This is a genomic window from Hydrotalea sandarakina (assembly GCF_003254115.1).
GTDB lineage: Bacteria > Bacteroidota > Bacteroidia > Chitinophagales > Chitinophagaceae > Hydrotalea > Hydrotalea sandarakina.
The window spans coordinates 227,353-243,930 of sequence record NZ_QKZV01000003.1 but is presented as its reverse complement, the minus strand read 5'-3'; the positions used below and the strand labels follow the sequence as shown (position 1 = coordinate 243,930).

The window sequence follows — 16,578 nt, the reverse complement described above, 5'->3', positions numbered from 1 at the left end:
GTTAACGTTAATTTTGCCCATATTGCTATGGAACATTTAGTGTATTTTGAAGATTTGGGATTTCGAGATTATAAAAGCGTTTGGGATTATCAGGAACGATTATTAGCCCGTAATGTAGCATTAAAATCGGATGAAACTACTCGGAACTTAACCACCAATTATTTGCTTTTTGTGGAACATTCACCCGTTTATACTTTGGGTAAAAGTGGTAAACGCGAACATGTTTTAATTTCAGAAGAAGAAATGCATGAAAAAAACATTGATTTTTTTCATATAAACCGAGGGGGCGATATTACTTTTCATGGCCCACAACAGTTGGTTGGGTATCCTATTTTAGATTTAGATAAATTTAAGACTGATTTAGGCTGGTATTTACGCAGTTTAGAAGAAGTTATTATTTTAACATTGGCGCATTATGGTATTACAGGCAGCAGAAGTAAGGGTGAAACCGGTGTATGGATTGATCCTGATAAACCGGGCTTTGAAAGAAAAATTTGTGCCATGGGTATTAAATGCAGCCGTTGGATTACAATGCATGGTTTTGCATTGAATGTGAATACAGATTTAAATTACTTTAATTACATTATTCCTTGTGGCATAAAAAACAAACAAGTAACTTCTTTGCAAAAAGAATTAGGAAGAACCGTTCCCATGGAAGAAGTAAAACAATTGGTAAAAGAAAATTTTGCCCGAGTGTTTGAAGTAACCTGGATGTCTTAAAACTCTTTTTCCAAGTAAAATTTGTTTTTTTCTTTTAAATGATGGTCTTCATACAATTCAAAGAAGTACCAGCCTGCCTGTAAAAAATTTGATTTATCAACCACCAAATAATTTTCCTGAATATTATTCATTTGGAACATAAGTTCATTTTTGTCGTTAAAAAACTTTAGGTGGTACTCATGTTTTTTGGCATCGGGCAATGCAATGGTAACGTAACCTTTATTATTAGTGAAGACATAAACAGATGGTTTCCAAACAATTTTAGGTACATATCTTTTCAACAACACTTCATAATTCGCCAACATGGTTAAGGTATCTTTTGAATGAGCATATACCGAATCTTTAAAATGCTTAAAATCCTGAGGTTCCAGCATATACAATAATGAATCTCTATCTCTGTTAAAAATGCGGTACATAATTACCGCATCATTATTGTTATAGAGTACTTTATTATCATTGGTAATTATTGAAGGTGAAGCATTGGCATTGGTTGCTATACCATTGGCCGGAGATTTAGAAGCAGTAAAGAAATAATGCCCATCTTTTAATACATAGAATATGCGATAGAATACTTTTACACCCGGTGTAAACTGGTTATCTACAAAACCATTTTGTTGCAGTTCGGGTGATTGGGCCGAAAAGATACTTGTAAAAAACTTTATACTATCATAAGAACGTTGCACTACCAACTGGTTACAATCGGGGTAAGGATTGATCCAACTTACCTGAACCTTATTTTTATTTAAAAAATGTACCGAAAAATTGGGCAATGTATCTATGGCTTGTGCATTGGCGTGAGTTGCAAACCCGATAAAAAATAAAATAGTAAAAAATAATATACGTTTCATTCTAACAAATATACAAGTCAGCCTGTTACTAAAATTGCAAAATGTTTTTAGAAAGAGAAGTGTTGCCTTGTAATCCACCACTATGAATAGCCACAACATGACTATTGGGTGGAAAAAATTGTTGTTCCATTAAATGTCGGGTAGCATATATAAGTTTAGCAGTATAAACAATATCGGTTGGTAATTGGTATAAATTCCACCATTCATTCATGCTTTGAATTAAAGCAGCAGGATGTTTGGCATAACCACCAAAATGGTATTCATTTTTCCAAATCATTTGTTTCATTTTGTCAGAATCATTTACCAATGCTGCAATATCTTGTTGAATAGCATCGGCCCCTTTCAAAACCGGAATTGCAATAATAGTTTGATTGGGCTCGGCAGCCATTAACAGTCCGGCTGCCATGGTACCTGTTCCAACTGCAGCCAAAATATGAGTGGCCGTTGGTGGAATGAATGAATGAATATCTTTGGCACCTAGTGCACCTAAATGGCCATAACCTCCTTCATTAATAAAATAATCGTTAGGTTGTTGCAATTGTTGCTGAAGCAATCGTTTGTTTTTATAGGCTTCTCTCGAAACAAAGTGTAGGGCCATCCCTTTTTCAGCAGCAGCTGCTAAAGTGTAATTATTTACTTTTTCACCCCTTATAATACCCAAGCAAGCAATTTTAGCTTGTTGGCATGCTGCAGCCGTAGCCAAAATATGATTGGAAAATGGTCCGCCAAATGTTACAATACGTTGGCAATTTTGTAGCAATGCATTATTTAAATAATTCTTTAATTTAAACCATTTATTGCCGCTTATTTCCGAATGAATGACATCTAACCGCAATACAGAAAATGTTATTTTTTGGTTAAGAAGGGTTTGGGGCAATGGAATTGCTTGTAAATAGGGCATTTGCTCAAATTCCAACGTAAACATGTATGAATTTATTTAAATAAAACTATTGGCTGTTTTAAACATATCTTTTAGCTTCGCAGCTATTCAAATGTACAATTATGCAACCAACACTTGTAATTTTAGCAGCAGGAATGGCTAGTAGATATGGTTCAATGAAGCAAACAGAAGCATTTGGACCAAGTGGTGAAACAATTATGGAGTACTCAATTTATGATGCCATTAGAAGTGGTTTTGGTAAAGTTGTATTCATTATTCGCGAAGAATTTGCTGAAGCTTTTAAAGCACAATTCGAACCTCGTTTAAAAGGAAAAATTGCCATTGATTACGTATATCAGCATTTAGAAGATTTTGTTGGCAATCGTCCTATACCAGCCGATAGGGTAAAGCCTTGGGGAACAGCACATGCCTTGCTTTGTTGCAAAGGAAAAGTGAATGAACCTTTTTCAATTATAAATGCCGATGATTTTTATGGCAGAGAGGCTTTTGAAAAAGCAGTTGCATTTTTACAAAACCAATGCAACGAAACCACTTATGCAATTATGGGTTATGAATTATCTAAAACTTTAAGTGGACATGGAAGCGTAAGTAGGGGTGTATGTTCGGTAAATTCCGAAGGTAATTTGGTAAACATAACTGAGCGCACTAAAATTTACCGCAATGCTGATACCGGAAAAATTGTGTACGAAGATGAAAGCGGTGTTGTTGAATTGCCTGAGCATACACCGGTTAGTATGAACTTCTTTGGTTTTCATCCCAACATTATTGCTTTAGCTGAAAAATTATTCAATGAGTTTTTGGATAAAAATATTCAGAACATAAAATCAGAATTCTTTATTCCATTGGTGGTTGATGAGTTTGTGAAACAAAAAATTGGCATAGTGAAAGTATTACCCACTTCGGCACAATGGTTTGGCGTTACCTATAAAGAAGATGCACCCGAAGTGAAAAAAAGTTTCCAACAACTCATTAATAATGGTGTTTATCCTGCCAGTTTGTGGTAAGTGCTTAAATAATTGTAAGCGTGTTAAACCTAAAAAAAATCCACTGAATTGTATCAGTGGATTTTTTATTGTGTGTTGTTTATATTTTAAAAATTAGTTGTTATAAGCTTTAACCAAGAAAACACAATCTTCCATTTTCTTAACTTGTTCTTCACGACTAATGTTCATGAGGTATGATTTAGCAGGTAATTTAATTTTAGAAAATCCACTTGCTGTATCAGAATCATTTAAATGATTGACTAAGTGATAGATATTTTTACTTTGGATAGCAAAAGTAATACCATCAGCATGCGTTTGGCGGGTACTTAAAATACCAATTACTTCACCTTTCTTATTTAATACGGGTCCACCACTGTTACCGGGGTAAGCACTCATTTGAATTTGTGTGCTTAATGTATCACCATCAAAACCGGTTTTCGCACTTAAATAACCTTGAGTGTATACAATTTCATTACGAGGATAACCAAGTGTAAAAATTTCTTCTCCTAAATCACCTGAATTTTTAGCTATGTTATAAGGAATGTATTTTAAGGGTTTATAGTCCTTGTCGTTTATTTTTAGAATTGCCAAATCCACTTTAGGATCTATGTTTACAATACTGGCAGTAAATTCTTGACCTTTGTTATTCACCACAATAGCGCCTGAACCTCTTAATACGTGAGCATTAGTAATTAAATAACCTTTCGGGTCAATTAAAAAGCCTGTACCGCCACTAATTAAACGAGCATTTTCAGGCAACTTACTTTTTACTTCATTAATAATATTGCCTTGAACTTGCTGATTGCGTTTAATAACCTCTATATCTTTACTTAATTGTTGAATTTGGTTGGCATTCACTGCGGGGGAAAAATAAGAAAAAATAGCACTGGTAATAATAGCAATAGCCCCGGCTACACTTGCGGCAATAGCGGTAACTCTTTTATATTTATGCCAAAGCGATACTATTTTACTTTGAGTGTGTACAATGGTACCTTCATCAATTACACCCTCATTTACAAGTTTTTGATGTGTTTGGTGTAAGGTTTGCTTAAAGTGTTGTCTATCGGATAACGCATTCAGCTGATTTAAGAACATACTGTGTTCCACCACCATCTGGTCAATTTCGGGCGAATTTTTCCTGAGTTGTTCAAAATAAGCCTTTTCATCCGGTAGCATGGACCCATCAAGGTAGCGTTCAATGGCTTGTATTAAAAGAATATCTTCCATGATATTTATTCTCCAATATTATATTGCGTAAAAAACAATTTTTTTAACCGGGTTAAGCACTTGTATTTTTGGTTTTTGGCATTATCTGCATTCGTGTAGCCAAATGCTTTAGCCAATTCCTGCATATCTAATTTTTTCAGGTAAAACCCTTCCAATAAACTTTTACAAGGCTCACCCAAACTATTTAATGCCCGTTCCATTATCGTAAACTCGGCATTGCGTTTTTCGTGCATTTCAAGGTCATCTTCAACCTGAACAGTCTCTTCCAAACTATCAGTTTGTAATACAAATCTTCCCATTTGTTGAAGGCGTTTAAGCCATAATCGCCTGCATATGGAATATACATACGTGTTAATTTTTGAGGTTAAAACAAATGATTCGCTTTTTGCTTTTTCATATAGCGCAATCATTGCTTCCTGAAAAATATCTCTGGCATCGTCGTATGTTCCATTGTTGTTGATAATAAACGATTGAACCATATTAAAATTATTTTTATATATGGTTTCAATAGCTTTGGTATCATTTTCTGCCAAACCTTTCAGTAATGCCTGTTCGTTTAACTCAGCTTTCACGGGTTGTACTTTTAATACTGATTTGGGGGTAAAAGTAACCCAAAAAATAGTCAAAATTTTTTTTCAAAAAAAATACAACTTACAGGGTTACCTTTTACCACGTTGGAGTATTAACAGGAAATTTATTCACAAAAAAAGCTCACAACAATGAAAAAATTATTAGCCGTTTTAGCAGTAGCCGGTGTAATGGTTGCTTGCAACAATGCAAAAACTGATGAAGCAAAAACTGATTCAACTACAGCTGTAAAAGTTGATACTTCTGCTACTAAAGTTGATACTGGTGCTGCAAAAGTTGATACTTCTGCTAAAAAAGTAGATAGCGCTGCTAAAAAATAATTGTATTTAGCATAATAAAATAAATAGCCCGCTTGCAGCTTTTATTTTATTCAACTCTTTTTCATATGGCAAGCAATCGTTAGAGGCCGTTCCGTTTCCACGGAAGGGCTTTTTTATTTCATTTTTAAGCCATGTTTAATATATTGAAATTTTATTATTATAAATTTTTGTGTTATTAGAAACTAAAGTATGTTAGTTTTTAAAAATATTTAAAAATTTATTTTGTGGGGAAAGTATTAAGGATTACTTTTGAACAGCAATGAAACAAACTACACAATATACCGGTGCTTTCTGTTTTTTTTATTACTACTTTAATTAGCAGTAACCGGGTGTAATTTGTAATGTTTAATTTCAAAACAACCAATATAACACCCGGTCTCAGACCGGGCTTTTTATTTTATGGAAAAGAAAATAGCAATTCAGGGTTATGAAGGTAGCTTTCACCACATGGCTGCAACCGAGTACTTTGGTAAAGAAGTAATTGTGATTCCTTGTGCCACTTTTAAAGATTTAGTAAAAATTGCCGGAACCAAAAAAGAAAGCAATGGTGGAATTATGGCCATTGAAAATTCTATTGCCGGAAGTATTTTGCCTAATTATGGATTATTACAAAGAAGTAATTTGCAAATTACCGGTGAAGTTTATTTGCCTGTTAAACAACATTTGATGGTTGATCCCGGTGTCCGTTTGGAAGATATTAAAGAAGTACATTCTCACCCAATGGCCTTGCAGCAATGCTTAGAATTTTTAGAAAAGTATAATTGGAAATTAGTAGAAACCGAAGACACTGCTTTAAGTGCACAGTTATTGGCTGCTCAACATAAAAAAGCTATTGCTGCTATTGCCAGTTCTTTGGCTGCCGAATTATACGAGTTAGAAATAATTGCCAGCAATATTCAAACACAAAAAAATAATTATACCCGCTTTTTAGTGGTTGAACGTGCTGAAGATGCTAAAGAAACTGATGGTGCTAATAAGGCTACCGTACATTTTGCTACCGACCATACCCGCGGAAGTTTGGCTAAAGTGTTATCTATTATAGCTGATAATGGTATCAACTTAAGCAAACTACAAAGCATGCCCATTGCCGGTACCAACTTTAAATATAGTTTTTATGCTGATATGGAATTTGATTCCATGGCCGATTTCAATAAGGTTTTAAAATTATTGAAACCGCATATTGACATGTTTAAAAATTTCGGTATATATAAAAATGGCAATATTTAAAATGATAAGTGTAGCAAATAGATTAGCTGGAGTAGGAGAATATTATTTTTCCGAAAAACTTCGTGAAATAGATACTCTAAATCGCCAAGGCAAACAAATTATTAGCTTGGGTATTGGTAGTCCCGACCTTCCTCCTCATCCTGATGTTATAACAGAGTTACATCAAAATGCGGTTTTACCCAATGCACATGGCTATCAATCTTATAAAGGTTCTCCAATTCTTCGCAATGCAATTGCTCAATGGTATCAAACCTGGTACAATGTATCATTAAATGCCGACACTGAAATATTGCCTTTAATTGGAAGTAAAGAGGGCATTATGCACATTTGCATGACTTATTTGAATAGTGGTGATGAAGTATTGGTGCCTAATCCGGGATATCCTACATACAGCAGTGCGGTTACGTTAGCCGAGGGTGTTGTAAAAAATTATGCCATGAGTGAAGCTTTAAATTGGGCACCCGACTTTAACGCATTGGAAAAACAAGATTTAAGTAAGGTAAAACTGATGTTTGTAAATTATCCGCATATGCCTACCGGGCAGAATGGTAGTTTAAACTTGTTTGAAAAGATTGTTGCATTTGCTAAAAAACATCAAATTTTAGTTATACACGATAATCCATACAGCTTCATTTTGAATGAACAGCCATTAAGTATGTTACAAGTAGATGGTGCCAAAGAAGTTGTATTAGAACTTAATTCTTTAAGTAAAAGCCACAATATGGCGGGTTGGCGTGTTGGTATGTTGTGTGCCAATCAACAATTTATTACTGAAGTGTTGCGGTTTAAAAGTAACATGGACAGTGGCATGTTTTTACCCTTGCAACTGGCGGCAGCCAAAGCACTTACTTTAGGAAAAGATTGGTTTCAATCCTTAAATCAAGTATATGCTAACCGCCGCAAACTAGTGTTTGATTTGTTAGATATGTTGCAATGTACTTATCAAAAAAACCAGGTGGGTTTATTCGTTTGGGCAAAAATCCCGAATATTTATAAAGATGGTTATGCATTGAGCGATGCGGTTTTATATCAATGTAATGTATTTATTACGCCCGGTGGAATTTTTGGTAGCGCAGGAAATGAATATGTACGGATAAGCCTTTGTGCTACCGAAGAAAAGTTAAACGAAGCTATTAACAGAATTAAGAACAATTTGCATGTTTAATAATGTTACCATAGTAGGTGTTGGGTTAATAAGCGGTTCTTTTGCAATTGCTTTAAAGGATAAAGGCTTTGCTAAACATATTATTGGTGTAAGTCGTACCCGCGAAAGCGAACAAAAGGCTTTGGAATTAGGATTGATTGATGAAGCATTGCCATTAAATGAAGCCATAAAAAAAAGTGATTTTATTTACGTAGCCATTCCTGTTGATGCTACTATACCCGTAGTAAAAGATATTCTTGATCAAATTAATGAAACACAAATTGTGGCCGATGCAGGATCTACAAAACAAGCATTATGTAATGCTATACAAAACCATCCTATGCGCCATCGGTTTGTTGCCACACACCCCATGTGGGGTACAGAATATAGTGGTCCTGAAGCTGCAACACGTCAGGCCTTCACAGGACGTTCATGTGTAATTTGTGAAAAACAACTATCGGACATTGATGCCGTTCAAAAAATTGAACACATTTACACAACATTGGGCATGCACTTGGTGTATATGCAGCCGGATGCGCATGATGTACATGCTGCTTATGTAAGCCACATATCTCACATTACCTCATTTGCACTAGCCAATACTGTTTTAGAAAAAGAAAAAGAAGAGGATGCCATCTTCGATTTAGCCGGTGGAGGTTTTGAAAGTACCGTTCGTTTAGCAAAAAGCAATCCGGCAATGTGGGCACCTATATTTATGCAAAACAGAGAAAATGTTTTAGATGTTTTAAATGAACACATCGTTCAATTGAGAAAATTTAAAGCATGTTTGGAAAAAGAGAATTATGATTATTTAAAGGAATTAATGGAAAATGCTAACAAAATAAAACGCATTCTTCATTAAAACGCATAACAAAAAAATATAACTGTTATGCTTTACAAACAACGCAGTGTTTTAAAATAAACCTGCACAAAATTTAAGACGACATGATAACATTTGAAGCGTTAGGATTAGATGAAACATTAGTGAAAGCCACATCTGCTCTTGGATTTGAGCATCCTACACCTATTCAGGAAAAAGCTATTCCTGTATTACTTAGCGGAACCAAAGATTTAATTGGTTTGGCGCAAACCGGCACCGGTAAAACAGCTGCCTTTAGTTTACCATTATTACAATTAATTAACCCTAATCAAAAATATCCTCAGGCATTAATTGTTTGCCCTACTCGTGAACTTTGTTTGCAAATTGTACATGAAATAGAATTGTTTAAAAAGTTTAAACAACAAATTCAGGTAGTCGCCGTTTACGGTGGATCCTCTATTGGTTTGCAAATTCGTGATTTGAAAAAGGGCGTTCATATTGTAGTGGCTACGCCCGGCCGATTAATTGACTTAATTGAACGTAAAGCAATTCAGTTGGACCAGATTAGTTATGTAGTATTAGATGAAGCCGATGAAATGTTAAACATGGGCTTTAAAGATGATATTGAATTTATTTTAGAAAATACTCCAAAACGAGAATCTACTTGGCTTTTCAGTGCAACCATGCCACCGGAAATTAAAAGGGTAAGTAAAAAATACATGCACGAACCTTTTGAAATTACGGTTGGAAAAGTGAATACTGCCAATAAAAATATTGACCATCAATATTATGTGGTAAATGCGCATCACAAATATGAAGCATTAAAAAGATTGATTGATTTTAATCCGGGTATTTATGGTATTATTTTTACTCGTACAAAAGCAGATGCACAAACTATTTCAGAAAAATTAACTCGTGATGGATATGATATTGATGCATTACATGGCGATTTGTCGCAGCAACAGCGCGATAAAGTGATGGGTGAGTTTCGCGAAAAATCATTACAACTTTTAGTAGCAACAGATGTAGCAGCTCGTGGAATTGATGTAAAAGAAATTACACACGTTATTAATTACGATTTGCCCGACGATACCGAGGTTTACACGCATAGAAGTGGCCGTACCGGAAGAGCAGGCAGTACCGGTATTTGTATGAGTTTGGTGCATACCAAAGAAATTTATAAAATCCGTTCTATTGAAAAATTGGTGCAAAGCCCTTTTCATAAATTAGAGTTACCATCAGGAAAAGATGTATGCCGCAAACAATTTTATGCATTCATGGATAAGTTATTGCAAACAGATGTATCGGATGATCGATATGCAACTTATGTGCCCATGCTTCGTGAAAAGTTTGCCGATATAACTAAAGAAGAAGTGTTAACCCGTATTGCAGCGCTTGAATTTGATCGGTTTTTAAAATATTATGAAAATGCTGAAGATTTAAATGTACGGGAAGCACGGCGCGATAAACGTGACAATCAAACGCGTAACACAAACTTTAGCGAAAAATCGCGTAGCCGTAATTATGAAAAAAGTAATCATGCAGCCAACTCTGATACTACTCGTTTGTTTATTAATTTAGGTAGTAAAGATGGTTTTTATAAAGCCAGTTTTTTACAGTTTATTTTAGATATGAGCGAGTTGAAGAAAGATGTTTTAGGTAGAATTGATTTACGTGAAATGAACAGCTGGATTGAAATTGAAAAGAAATCAGCATCTAAAATGATTAAAGCACTAGATGGAAAAAATTACCGTGGCAGAAAAATTAGAATGAACGAAGCCAATTAATTATAAAAACTTTTGCTTAAGTAAATAATGCGGTCAACAATTATTTATGCAAAGCAATTAAACAACCATTCATCAACAACAAATTGTAACAACATGGAGCAGGCAACCCAACAAACAAAAAACGTAATGGATGTGTGGCAAAAGCGCCCACTCATCATTAGTGGCCCATGCAGCGCTGAAACTGAAGAGCAGGTATTGCAAACTGCCATCCGTTTGGCCGCAACGGGTAAGGTAGATATGTTAAGAGCAGGTATTTGGAAACCTCGTACACGTCCCGGCCAGTTCGAAGGCATAGGAGTAAAGGGATTACCCTGGTTATTGCAAGCCAAAAAAGTTACCGGACTTTTAACTACAGTTGAAGTGGCTACCGCAAAGCAAGTAGAAGATGCATTGAATTTTGACGTAGATGTATTATGGATTGGTGCCAGAACAACGGTTAACCCTTTTAGTGTTCAGGAAGTAGCTGATGCTTTAAGAGGCGTTAATATTCCTGTTCTTATTAAAAACCCCATTAACCCTGATTTGGAATTGTGGACAGGTGCAGTGGAGCGTATTGCTAAAGCTGGCATTCAACATATCGGGCTTATTCATCGTGGTTTTAGTTCCTACGGTAATACGGAATATCGTAATGCACCTATGTGGCATTTAGCTATTGAAATGAAGCGCAGAAATCCGGGTATGTTAATGATTAATGATCCTTCGCATATTTCCGGCCGACGCGATATTTTACAAGATGTTGCTCAAACCGCCATTGATTTGGATTATGATGGATTAATTATTGAAAGCCATATTGATCCCGATCATGCCTGGAGCGATGCAAAACAACAAATTACGCCTGAGCGTTTAGGTGAAATGATTGGAAGTATTAATTGGCGTAAAGAAGATGTACCTTCTGCCGAATACCATGCTGCATTGGAAAAACTTCGTCAACAAATCAATCATTTAGACGATGAACTCATGCAAATTCTTAGTCAAAGAATGAAAGTAGCCGAAAAAATTGGTTTGTATAAAAAAGAAAATAACATTACTATTTTACAAACCAATCGTTGGAACCATATTTTGGAACGTGCATACGCAAAAGGTGAAAAATTGGGATTAAGCCGCGAATTCATTACACGGTATTTCGATGCTGTTCATATGGAAAGTATTCAGCATCAAAATAAAATTATGAACGCATAATATTTGCAGCCAATAATGTAAACAGTTATTGGCTGTATTTTTTTGTTGGCAAATATAACTGCGTTCAATTGCCAAACCGTTTTTACAATTTGTGCAACCAATTTATTGTAACATGCTTCAAAAATCTGTTCAAGTTAACCAAAATAAAATAAATTTTTATTTTAATGCATCTTTTAAGCAATTAAAACAGTTAGTGAATGTTCAAAGTACATTTATAATTACAGATGCTAACGTTTATGCATTACATAAATCGGCATTTAAAAACTGGAAAACCATTGTAATTGCTGCCGGTGAATCCAACAAAAATTTAGCAACTGTTCAGTTAATTATTGAACAATTAATTGAACTAAAAGCCGACCGAACTGCTACAATTATTGGCGTAGGCGGCGGTGTGGTTACTGATATAACCGGTTTTGTTGCATCTATTTATATGCGTGGTGTAGCATTTGGTTTTGTGCCAACTACCTTGTTAGCCATGGTTGACGCTTCAATTGGCGGTAAAAATGGTGTTGATTGGAATTTGTATAAAAACATTATTGGCACTATTCGTCAGCCTTCATTTCTTTTGTATGATACTACTTTCTTAAATACACTGCCTGAACTGGAATGGCAAAATGGCTTTGCCGAAATAATAAAACATGCATGCATAAAAAATGCAGCTATGTTTACTATGTTAGAAAAGGTAAACCCGGCAGCATTAAAGAAAAATAAATTGCAATTAAACCAGTTGATTCAAAAAAATGTGCAAATAAAAATGGCTGTGGTTAAGAACGATGAAAATGAAAAGGGTGAACGGAAACTTTTAAACTTTGGCCATACCTTAGGTCATGCTATTGAAAATGAATATGGGCTTTCACATGGGCATGCAGTAGCAGTTGGTGTGCATTATGCAGCCCTTCTATCACAACAAATATTAGGATTTAAAAAAGCAGAGGCAGTATCTAATCTATTAACAAAGTTTGGATTACCTACCACCTTTTCTTTTAATACAGAAAAAGTAATGCAAATGCTGCAAATGGATAAGAAACGACAACAAGCAGAAGTGCATTATATTTTATTGGAAAAAATTGGCAAAGGCGTTATTCTTCCCATTCCTTTGAAAGATCTTGAAAAAATGTATACACAATTATCATAATTTAATTACATGATAGCAACTATTCATCCATCTACAATAAAAGGCACTATTCAAGCTCCTGCTTCTAAAAGTTCTATGCAGCGAGCCTGTGCTGCAGCCTTGGTTAAAACGGGTACCAGCATTATTAACAATCCGGGTTACTCAAACGATGATCGAGCAGCATTACAAGTAATTCAACAATTAGGAGCAACAGTACAAAACGAAAATAATCGCATCATCATATCTTCAAAAGGCATTCATGCAACTACCAACGAAATTAATTGTGGCGAAAGTGGCCTTGGCATAAGAATGTTTACCCCATTAATTGCATTAAATAATTTTCCAATTAACATTAATGGTGAAGGAAGCTTATTGCAACGCCCCATGCAATTTTTCGATGCTATTTTCCCCGATCTGAATGTGCAAATAAAATCTAACAATGGTAAGTTGCCTATACAAGTGAAAGGCCCCTTGCAACCTGCTAATATTACGGTTGATGGACATTTAAGTTCTCAATTTTTAACGGGTTTATTAATGGCATTTTCTGCAGCTCATGCCCAAAACGTAACCATTACCGTAAACGATTTGAAAAGCAAACCCTATATTGATTTAACCTTAAAAGTGATGCAGCATTTTTGTTTGAAAACGCCGCATAACAATCATTATGAATCTTTTTATTTTGATGCAGCTTCGCATAATGCTGCGCAAAATGTTGTAGTTGAATATACTGTAGAAGGCGATTGGAGCGGTGCTGCTTTTTTATTGGTGGCCGGTGCTATTGCAGGTAATATTACTGTTAAAGGACTTGATGTAGATTCTGTTCAGGCCGATAAAGCTATTTTACAGGCATTGATGGATGCCGGTGCAATTATGTCAATTGAAACACAGCAAATTCACATTCAACAAAGTTCATTAAGTGCCTTTCATTTCAATGCAACAGATTGCCCCGACTTATTTCCGCCATTAGTAGCTTTAGCTGCTTATTGCAAAGGCACTACCGTTATAGAAGGTATTGAACGTTTAGCACATAAAGAAAGTAACAGGGCATTGACATTACAGCAAGAATTTGCAAAATTGGGTGTTACAATTAAATTACAGGACAATTTAATGCTGGTAGAAGGTGGGAATGAAATTAAGGCTGCTAATGTTTCATCGCATCATGACCATAGAATAGCTATGGCTTGCGCATTGGCTGCATTAAAAGCAAATGGAGCAGTGGAAATTAACGATGCTGAGGCTATTAATAAATCTTATCCTGACTTCTATCACCATATTAACGAATTAGGAGCTATTGTATCTTTACATCATTAACAACTTAATTGAAATATTTTGAACTCATTTGGCAGAATTTTTCGGGTGCATATTTTTGGCGAATCGCATGGCGAAAGTGTAGGCATTTGTATTGATGGAATACCTGCAGGTTTGCCTTTAACCATTGATGATTTTTTGCCGGATATTGAACGCAGAAAAGGTGGCATTCAAAAGGCAACAACGCCTAGGCAAGAAACAGATTTGCCTATTTTTAAAAGCGGTGTATTTAATCATCACACTACCGGAGCACCATTAACCATTTTATTTGAAAACAATAATACCCGTAGTGGTGATTATGATAAACAACGTGCCATTCCAAGGCCCGGACATGCCGATTTTGTTGCCCACCAAAAGTTTGGTGGGTTTGAAGATTACAGAGGAGGCGGCCATTTTAGCGGCAGACTTACTGTTGCTTTAGTTGCTGCCGGTGTTATTGCAAAAAAATTATTGAAGCATATTACTGTTCAGGCTACTATTACAGAAGTGGGAGGTTTACCAACAGTTGATGCCGGAATTGAAAAAGCCATAGCCGCTAAAGATTCAGTAGGCGGTATAGTTGAATGCACGGTTACCGGTTTACCTATGGGATTAGGTGAGCCTTTTTTCGATTCACTTGAAAGTGTATTAGCGCATGCTGTTTTTGCTATTCCCGCTATTAAGGGAATTGAATTTGGTGCCGGATTTGCAGCAGCAAAAATGTTGGGAAGTGAACACAATGATGCCATTCTCAATTCAGATGGACTAACGAAAACCAATCACGCCGGTGGAATTGTGGGAGGTATTTCTAATAACAATCCATTGGTGTTTAGGGTGGCAGTAAAACCAACATCATCAACGCCTAAAATACAAGAGTCATTCAATTGGGAAACCAATACAGTAGAGCCATTTACAGTAAAAGGTCGCCACGATTTGTGTATAGCGCTTCGTGTTCCCGTTGTATTAGAAGCAGTTACAGCCATTGTATTAGCCGATTTTATGTTAATGAATCAACTCATTCCTCGTATTTGGAATCAATCAAACAAATAGTTGTATGAAAGAAGATGCATTCATTTATCATATTACCACGCAAAATGAATGGATAGCTGCTCAAGAAAAGGGGTACTATGAAAGCCCAAGTTTGTTAAAAGAAGGATTTATTCACTGTTGTACCTTGCAGCAAATGGATGGTGTTTTAGAACGATATTTTTTAGGCATACAAAATTTAGTTCAATTAACCATACTTACCAATAATTTAAAAAGCAACATCAAATTTGAACCTTCACCCATGGTTCCTGAACTTTTCCCACATGTGTATTGCAGAATACCATTGACAGAAATCGTTAATATCCAATATATAAATCAATAATCATGCATCAATTTATAGTCAATGCTTCTATTCAGTTAATCCCCGTTGTAACAGATAAGCATCCCTATTTGTGGGTAGATGAAGCAATCAGTATCATTCAGCAATCAGGTATTACTTATGAAGTTGGGCCTTTCGCAACGGTAATTGAAGGAAAATATACTGAAGTGATGCAGGTTATTCAAAATATTAATGAGTATTTATACAGTTTGGGTTGTGAGGAATGGATTCAAAATATTCAAATACAGATTAGAAGTAAGGGCGATATTACCGGTTTAGAAAAAACGCAAAAATTTCAGCAGTAACCAATAACATTACTTAGTCATTCGCTGCAGTTGCTTAAACGTAACATTCAAAATGGGAAAATGCTTTGCATTGGGCCAGCTATTATGCCACCATTCAGTAGGTAGTGCTTCAAAACCAAATGCTTGCATAGTTTGTCGTAATAATCTTCTGTTTGCCAAAACAGAATCGGGCAAGCCCATGAAGTTAGCATGTGCACTATCGGTAAAATTATCAAAATCAGTACCCATATTTAGCAATTGCCCATTTTTTAAGTTGATAATGGATACATCTACAGCAATGCCTCTATTATGACCACTACCATTTTTAGGGTTAGCTACATAACGTTCATCGTGCACCTTATTCCAGAAATCTACTGTAACATCATAAGGACGGTAACCATCCCAAATAACCAGCGAAAGTGATTGTTGATTAAGCGCCTCTTGTGCCTTTTTTAAAGCTTCGGCAGCAGGTTTTCTTAAAAAAGTAGTGTTAGGGTGCTGTTTATACATAGGTATATGCATGAAATTATTGTAGCCTGCATATCTTAAATCAATCACAATACCCGGAATATATTGTGTTAAGTTAATCATGCTTAAACTATCATAGCGTTTGTCGTTCTTTTTGAAAAAGTGTTGATTTTCAGCGAAATTTACCTTACTTTTGCGCTTTGGCATAGTAGTTGTACAGGCCAAGCATCCAAATATCAAGCACAGCAGTGCACTATATTTCCGGTAATTGAAGTACCATGGATATTTTAAATTAGCAAAGTTCATCGCCTCAAT

The 16,578-nt window shown here is 35.5% G+C and carries 18 protein-coding genes; 13 read left to right on the top strand and 5 right to left on the bottom strand.

Annotated elements, in window-relative coordinates:
* Window positions 1-27: 27 nt before the first annotated feature.
* On the top strand, window positions 28-720 hold the full coding sequence (gene lipB / locus LX80_RS06255; protein ID WP_111294355.1) for a lipoyl(octanoyl) transferase LipB: 693 nt from the start codon (window positions 28-30) through the stop codon (window positions 718-720).
* Here the strand turns inward: lipB and LX80_RS06250 are convergent.
* On the bottom strand, window positions 717-1,568 hold the full coding sequence (locus LX80_RS06250; RefSeq protein WP_111294353.1) for a hypothetical protein: 852 nt from the start codon (window positions 1,566-1,568) through the stop codon (window positions 717-719). The two genes, lipB and LX80_RS06250, sit on opposite strands and share 4 nt — an antisense overlap.
* A 28-nt stretch (window positions 1,569-1,596) precedes the next feature.
* On the bottom strand, window positions 1,597-2,493 hold the full coding sequence (locus LX80_RS06245) for a 1-aminocyclopropane-1-carboxylate deaminase/D-cysteine desulfhydrase (protein WP_111294351.1): 897 nt from the start codon (window positions 2,491-2,493) through the stop codon (window positions 1,597-1,599).
* A 77-nt stretch (window positions 2,494-2,570) separates the two neighbouring features.
* On the opposite strand from LX80_RS06245, the gene LX80_RS06240 reads away from it, so the two are divergent.
* On the top strand, window positions 2,571-3,473 hold the full coding sequence (locus LX80_RS06240) for a sugar phosphate nucleotidyltransferase (protein ID WP_111294349.1): 903 nt from the start codon (window positions 2,571-2,573) through the stop codon (window positions 3,471-3,473).
* Window positions 3,474-3,566: 93 nt separating this feature from the next.
* On the opposite strand, the gene LX80_RS06235 is transcribed toward LX80_RS06240, so the two are convergent.
* Both LX80_RS06235 and LX80_RS06230 read right to left on the bottom strand, forming a co-directional pair.
* Window positions 3,567-4,679, bottom strand: a complete 1,113-nt coding sequence (locus tag LX80_RS06235) for a S1C family serine protease (RefSeq protein ID WP_245898002.1) — start codon at window positions 4,677-4,679, stop codon at window positions 3,567-3,569.
* 5 nt (window positions 4,680-4,684) lie between these two features.
* Window positions 4,685-5,305, bottom strand: a complete 621-nt coding sequence (locus LX80_RS06230; protein WP_245898001.1) for an RNA polymerase sigma factor — start codon at window positions 5,303-5,305, stop codon at window positions 4,685-4,687.
* Window positions 5,306-5,398: 93 nt separating this feature from the next.
* On the opposite strand from LX80_RS06230, the gene LX80_RS06225 reads away from it, so the two are divergent.
* The 11 genes from LX80_RS06225 (at window position 5,399) to LX80_RS06175 (ending at window position 15,816) form a co-directional block, all read left to right on the top strand.
* Entirely contained in the window at window positions 5,399-5,587 is a 189-nt protein-coding gene (locus LX80_RS06225; RefSeq protein WP_111294345.1) for a hypothetical protein, read from the top strand.
* 399 nt (window positions 5,588-5,986) lie between these two features.
* Window positions 5,987-6,814, top strand: coding sequence for a prephenate dehydratase (locus LX80_RS06220; RefSeq protein WP_111294343.1), 828 nt, complete (start codon window positions 5,987-5,989; stop codon window positions 6,812-6,814).
* Between the two features lies 1 nt (window position 6,815).
* Entirely contained in the window at window positions 6,816-7,979 is a 1,164-nt protein-coding gene (locus LX80_RS06215; RefSeq protein ID WP_111294672.1) for a pyridoxal phosphate-dependent aminotransferase, read from the top strand.
* Complete coding sequence (locus tag LX80_RS06210; RefSeq protein ID WP_111294341.1) at window positions 7,972-8,820, top strand: prephenate dehydrogenase; 849 nt, start codon at window positions 7,972-7,974, stop codon at window positions 8,818-8,820. The genes LX80_RS06215 and LX80_RS06210 overlap by 8 nt, the downstream gene beginning before the upstream one ends.
* 83 nt (window positions 8,821-8,903) lie before the next feature.
* Entirely contained in the window at window positions 8,904-10,565 is a 1,662-nt protein-coding gene (locus LX80_RS06205) for a DEAD/DEAH box helicase (protein WP_111294339.1), read from the top strand.
* Window positions 10,566-10,658: 93 nt separating this feature from the next.
* The gene (locus LX80_RS06200) at window positions 10,659-11,744 is read left to right on the top strand and encodes a chorismate mutase (RefSeq protein ID WP_111294670.1); all 1,086 of its coding nucleotides are present in this window, start codon (window positions 10,659-10,661) and stop codon (window positions 11,742-11,744) included.
* A gap of 112 nt (window positions 11,745-11,856) precedes the next feature.
* The gene (aroB, locus tag LX80_RS06195; protein ID WP_111294337.1) at window positions 11,857-12,879 is read left to right on the top strand and encodes a 3-dehydroquinate synthase; all 1,023 of its coding nucleotides are present in this window, start codon (window positions 11,857-11,859) and stop codon (window positions 12,877-12,879) included.
* 9 nt (window positions 12,880-12,888) lie between these two features.
* Complete coding sequence (gene aroA, locus LX80_RS06190; protein WP_111294335.1) at window positions 12,889-14,169, top strand: 3-phosphoshikimate 1-carboxyvinyltransferase; 1,281 nt, start codon at window positions 12,889-12,891, stop codon at window positions 14,167-14,169.
* 18 nt (window positions 14,170-14,187) lie between these two features.
* Window positions 14,188-15,195, top strand: a complete 1,008-nt coding sequence (locus LX80_RS06185) for a chorismate synthase (protein ID WP_111294333.1) — start codon at window positions 14,188-14,190, stop codon at window positions 15,193-15,195.
* A 4-nt stretch (window positions 15,196-15,199) separates the two neighbouring features.
* On the top strand, window positions 15,200-15,514 hold the full coding sequence (locus LX80_RS06180) for a DUF952 domain-containing protein (RefSeq protein ID WP_111294331.1): 315 nt from the start codon (window positions 15,200-15,202) through the stop codon (window positions 15,512-15,514).
* Between the two features lie 2 nt (window positions 15,515-15,516).
* Window positions 15,517-15,816, top strand: coding sequence for a thiamine-binding protein (locus LX80_RS06175; protein ID WP_111294329.1), 300 nt, complete (start codon window positions 15,517-15,519; stop codon window positions 15,814-15,816).
* Between the two features lie 9 nt (window positions 15,817-15,825).
* On the opposite strand, the gene LX80_RS06170 is transcribed toward LX80_RS06175, so the two are convergent.
* Window positions 15,826-16,470: a M15 family metallopeptidase gene (locus tag LX80_RS06170; protein ID WP_170120391.1), complete on the bottom strand. Its 645-nt coding sequence runs from the start codon at window positions 16,468-16,470 to the stop codon at window positions 15,826-15,828.
* Window positions 16,471-16,578 lie beyond the last annotated feature (108 nt).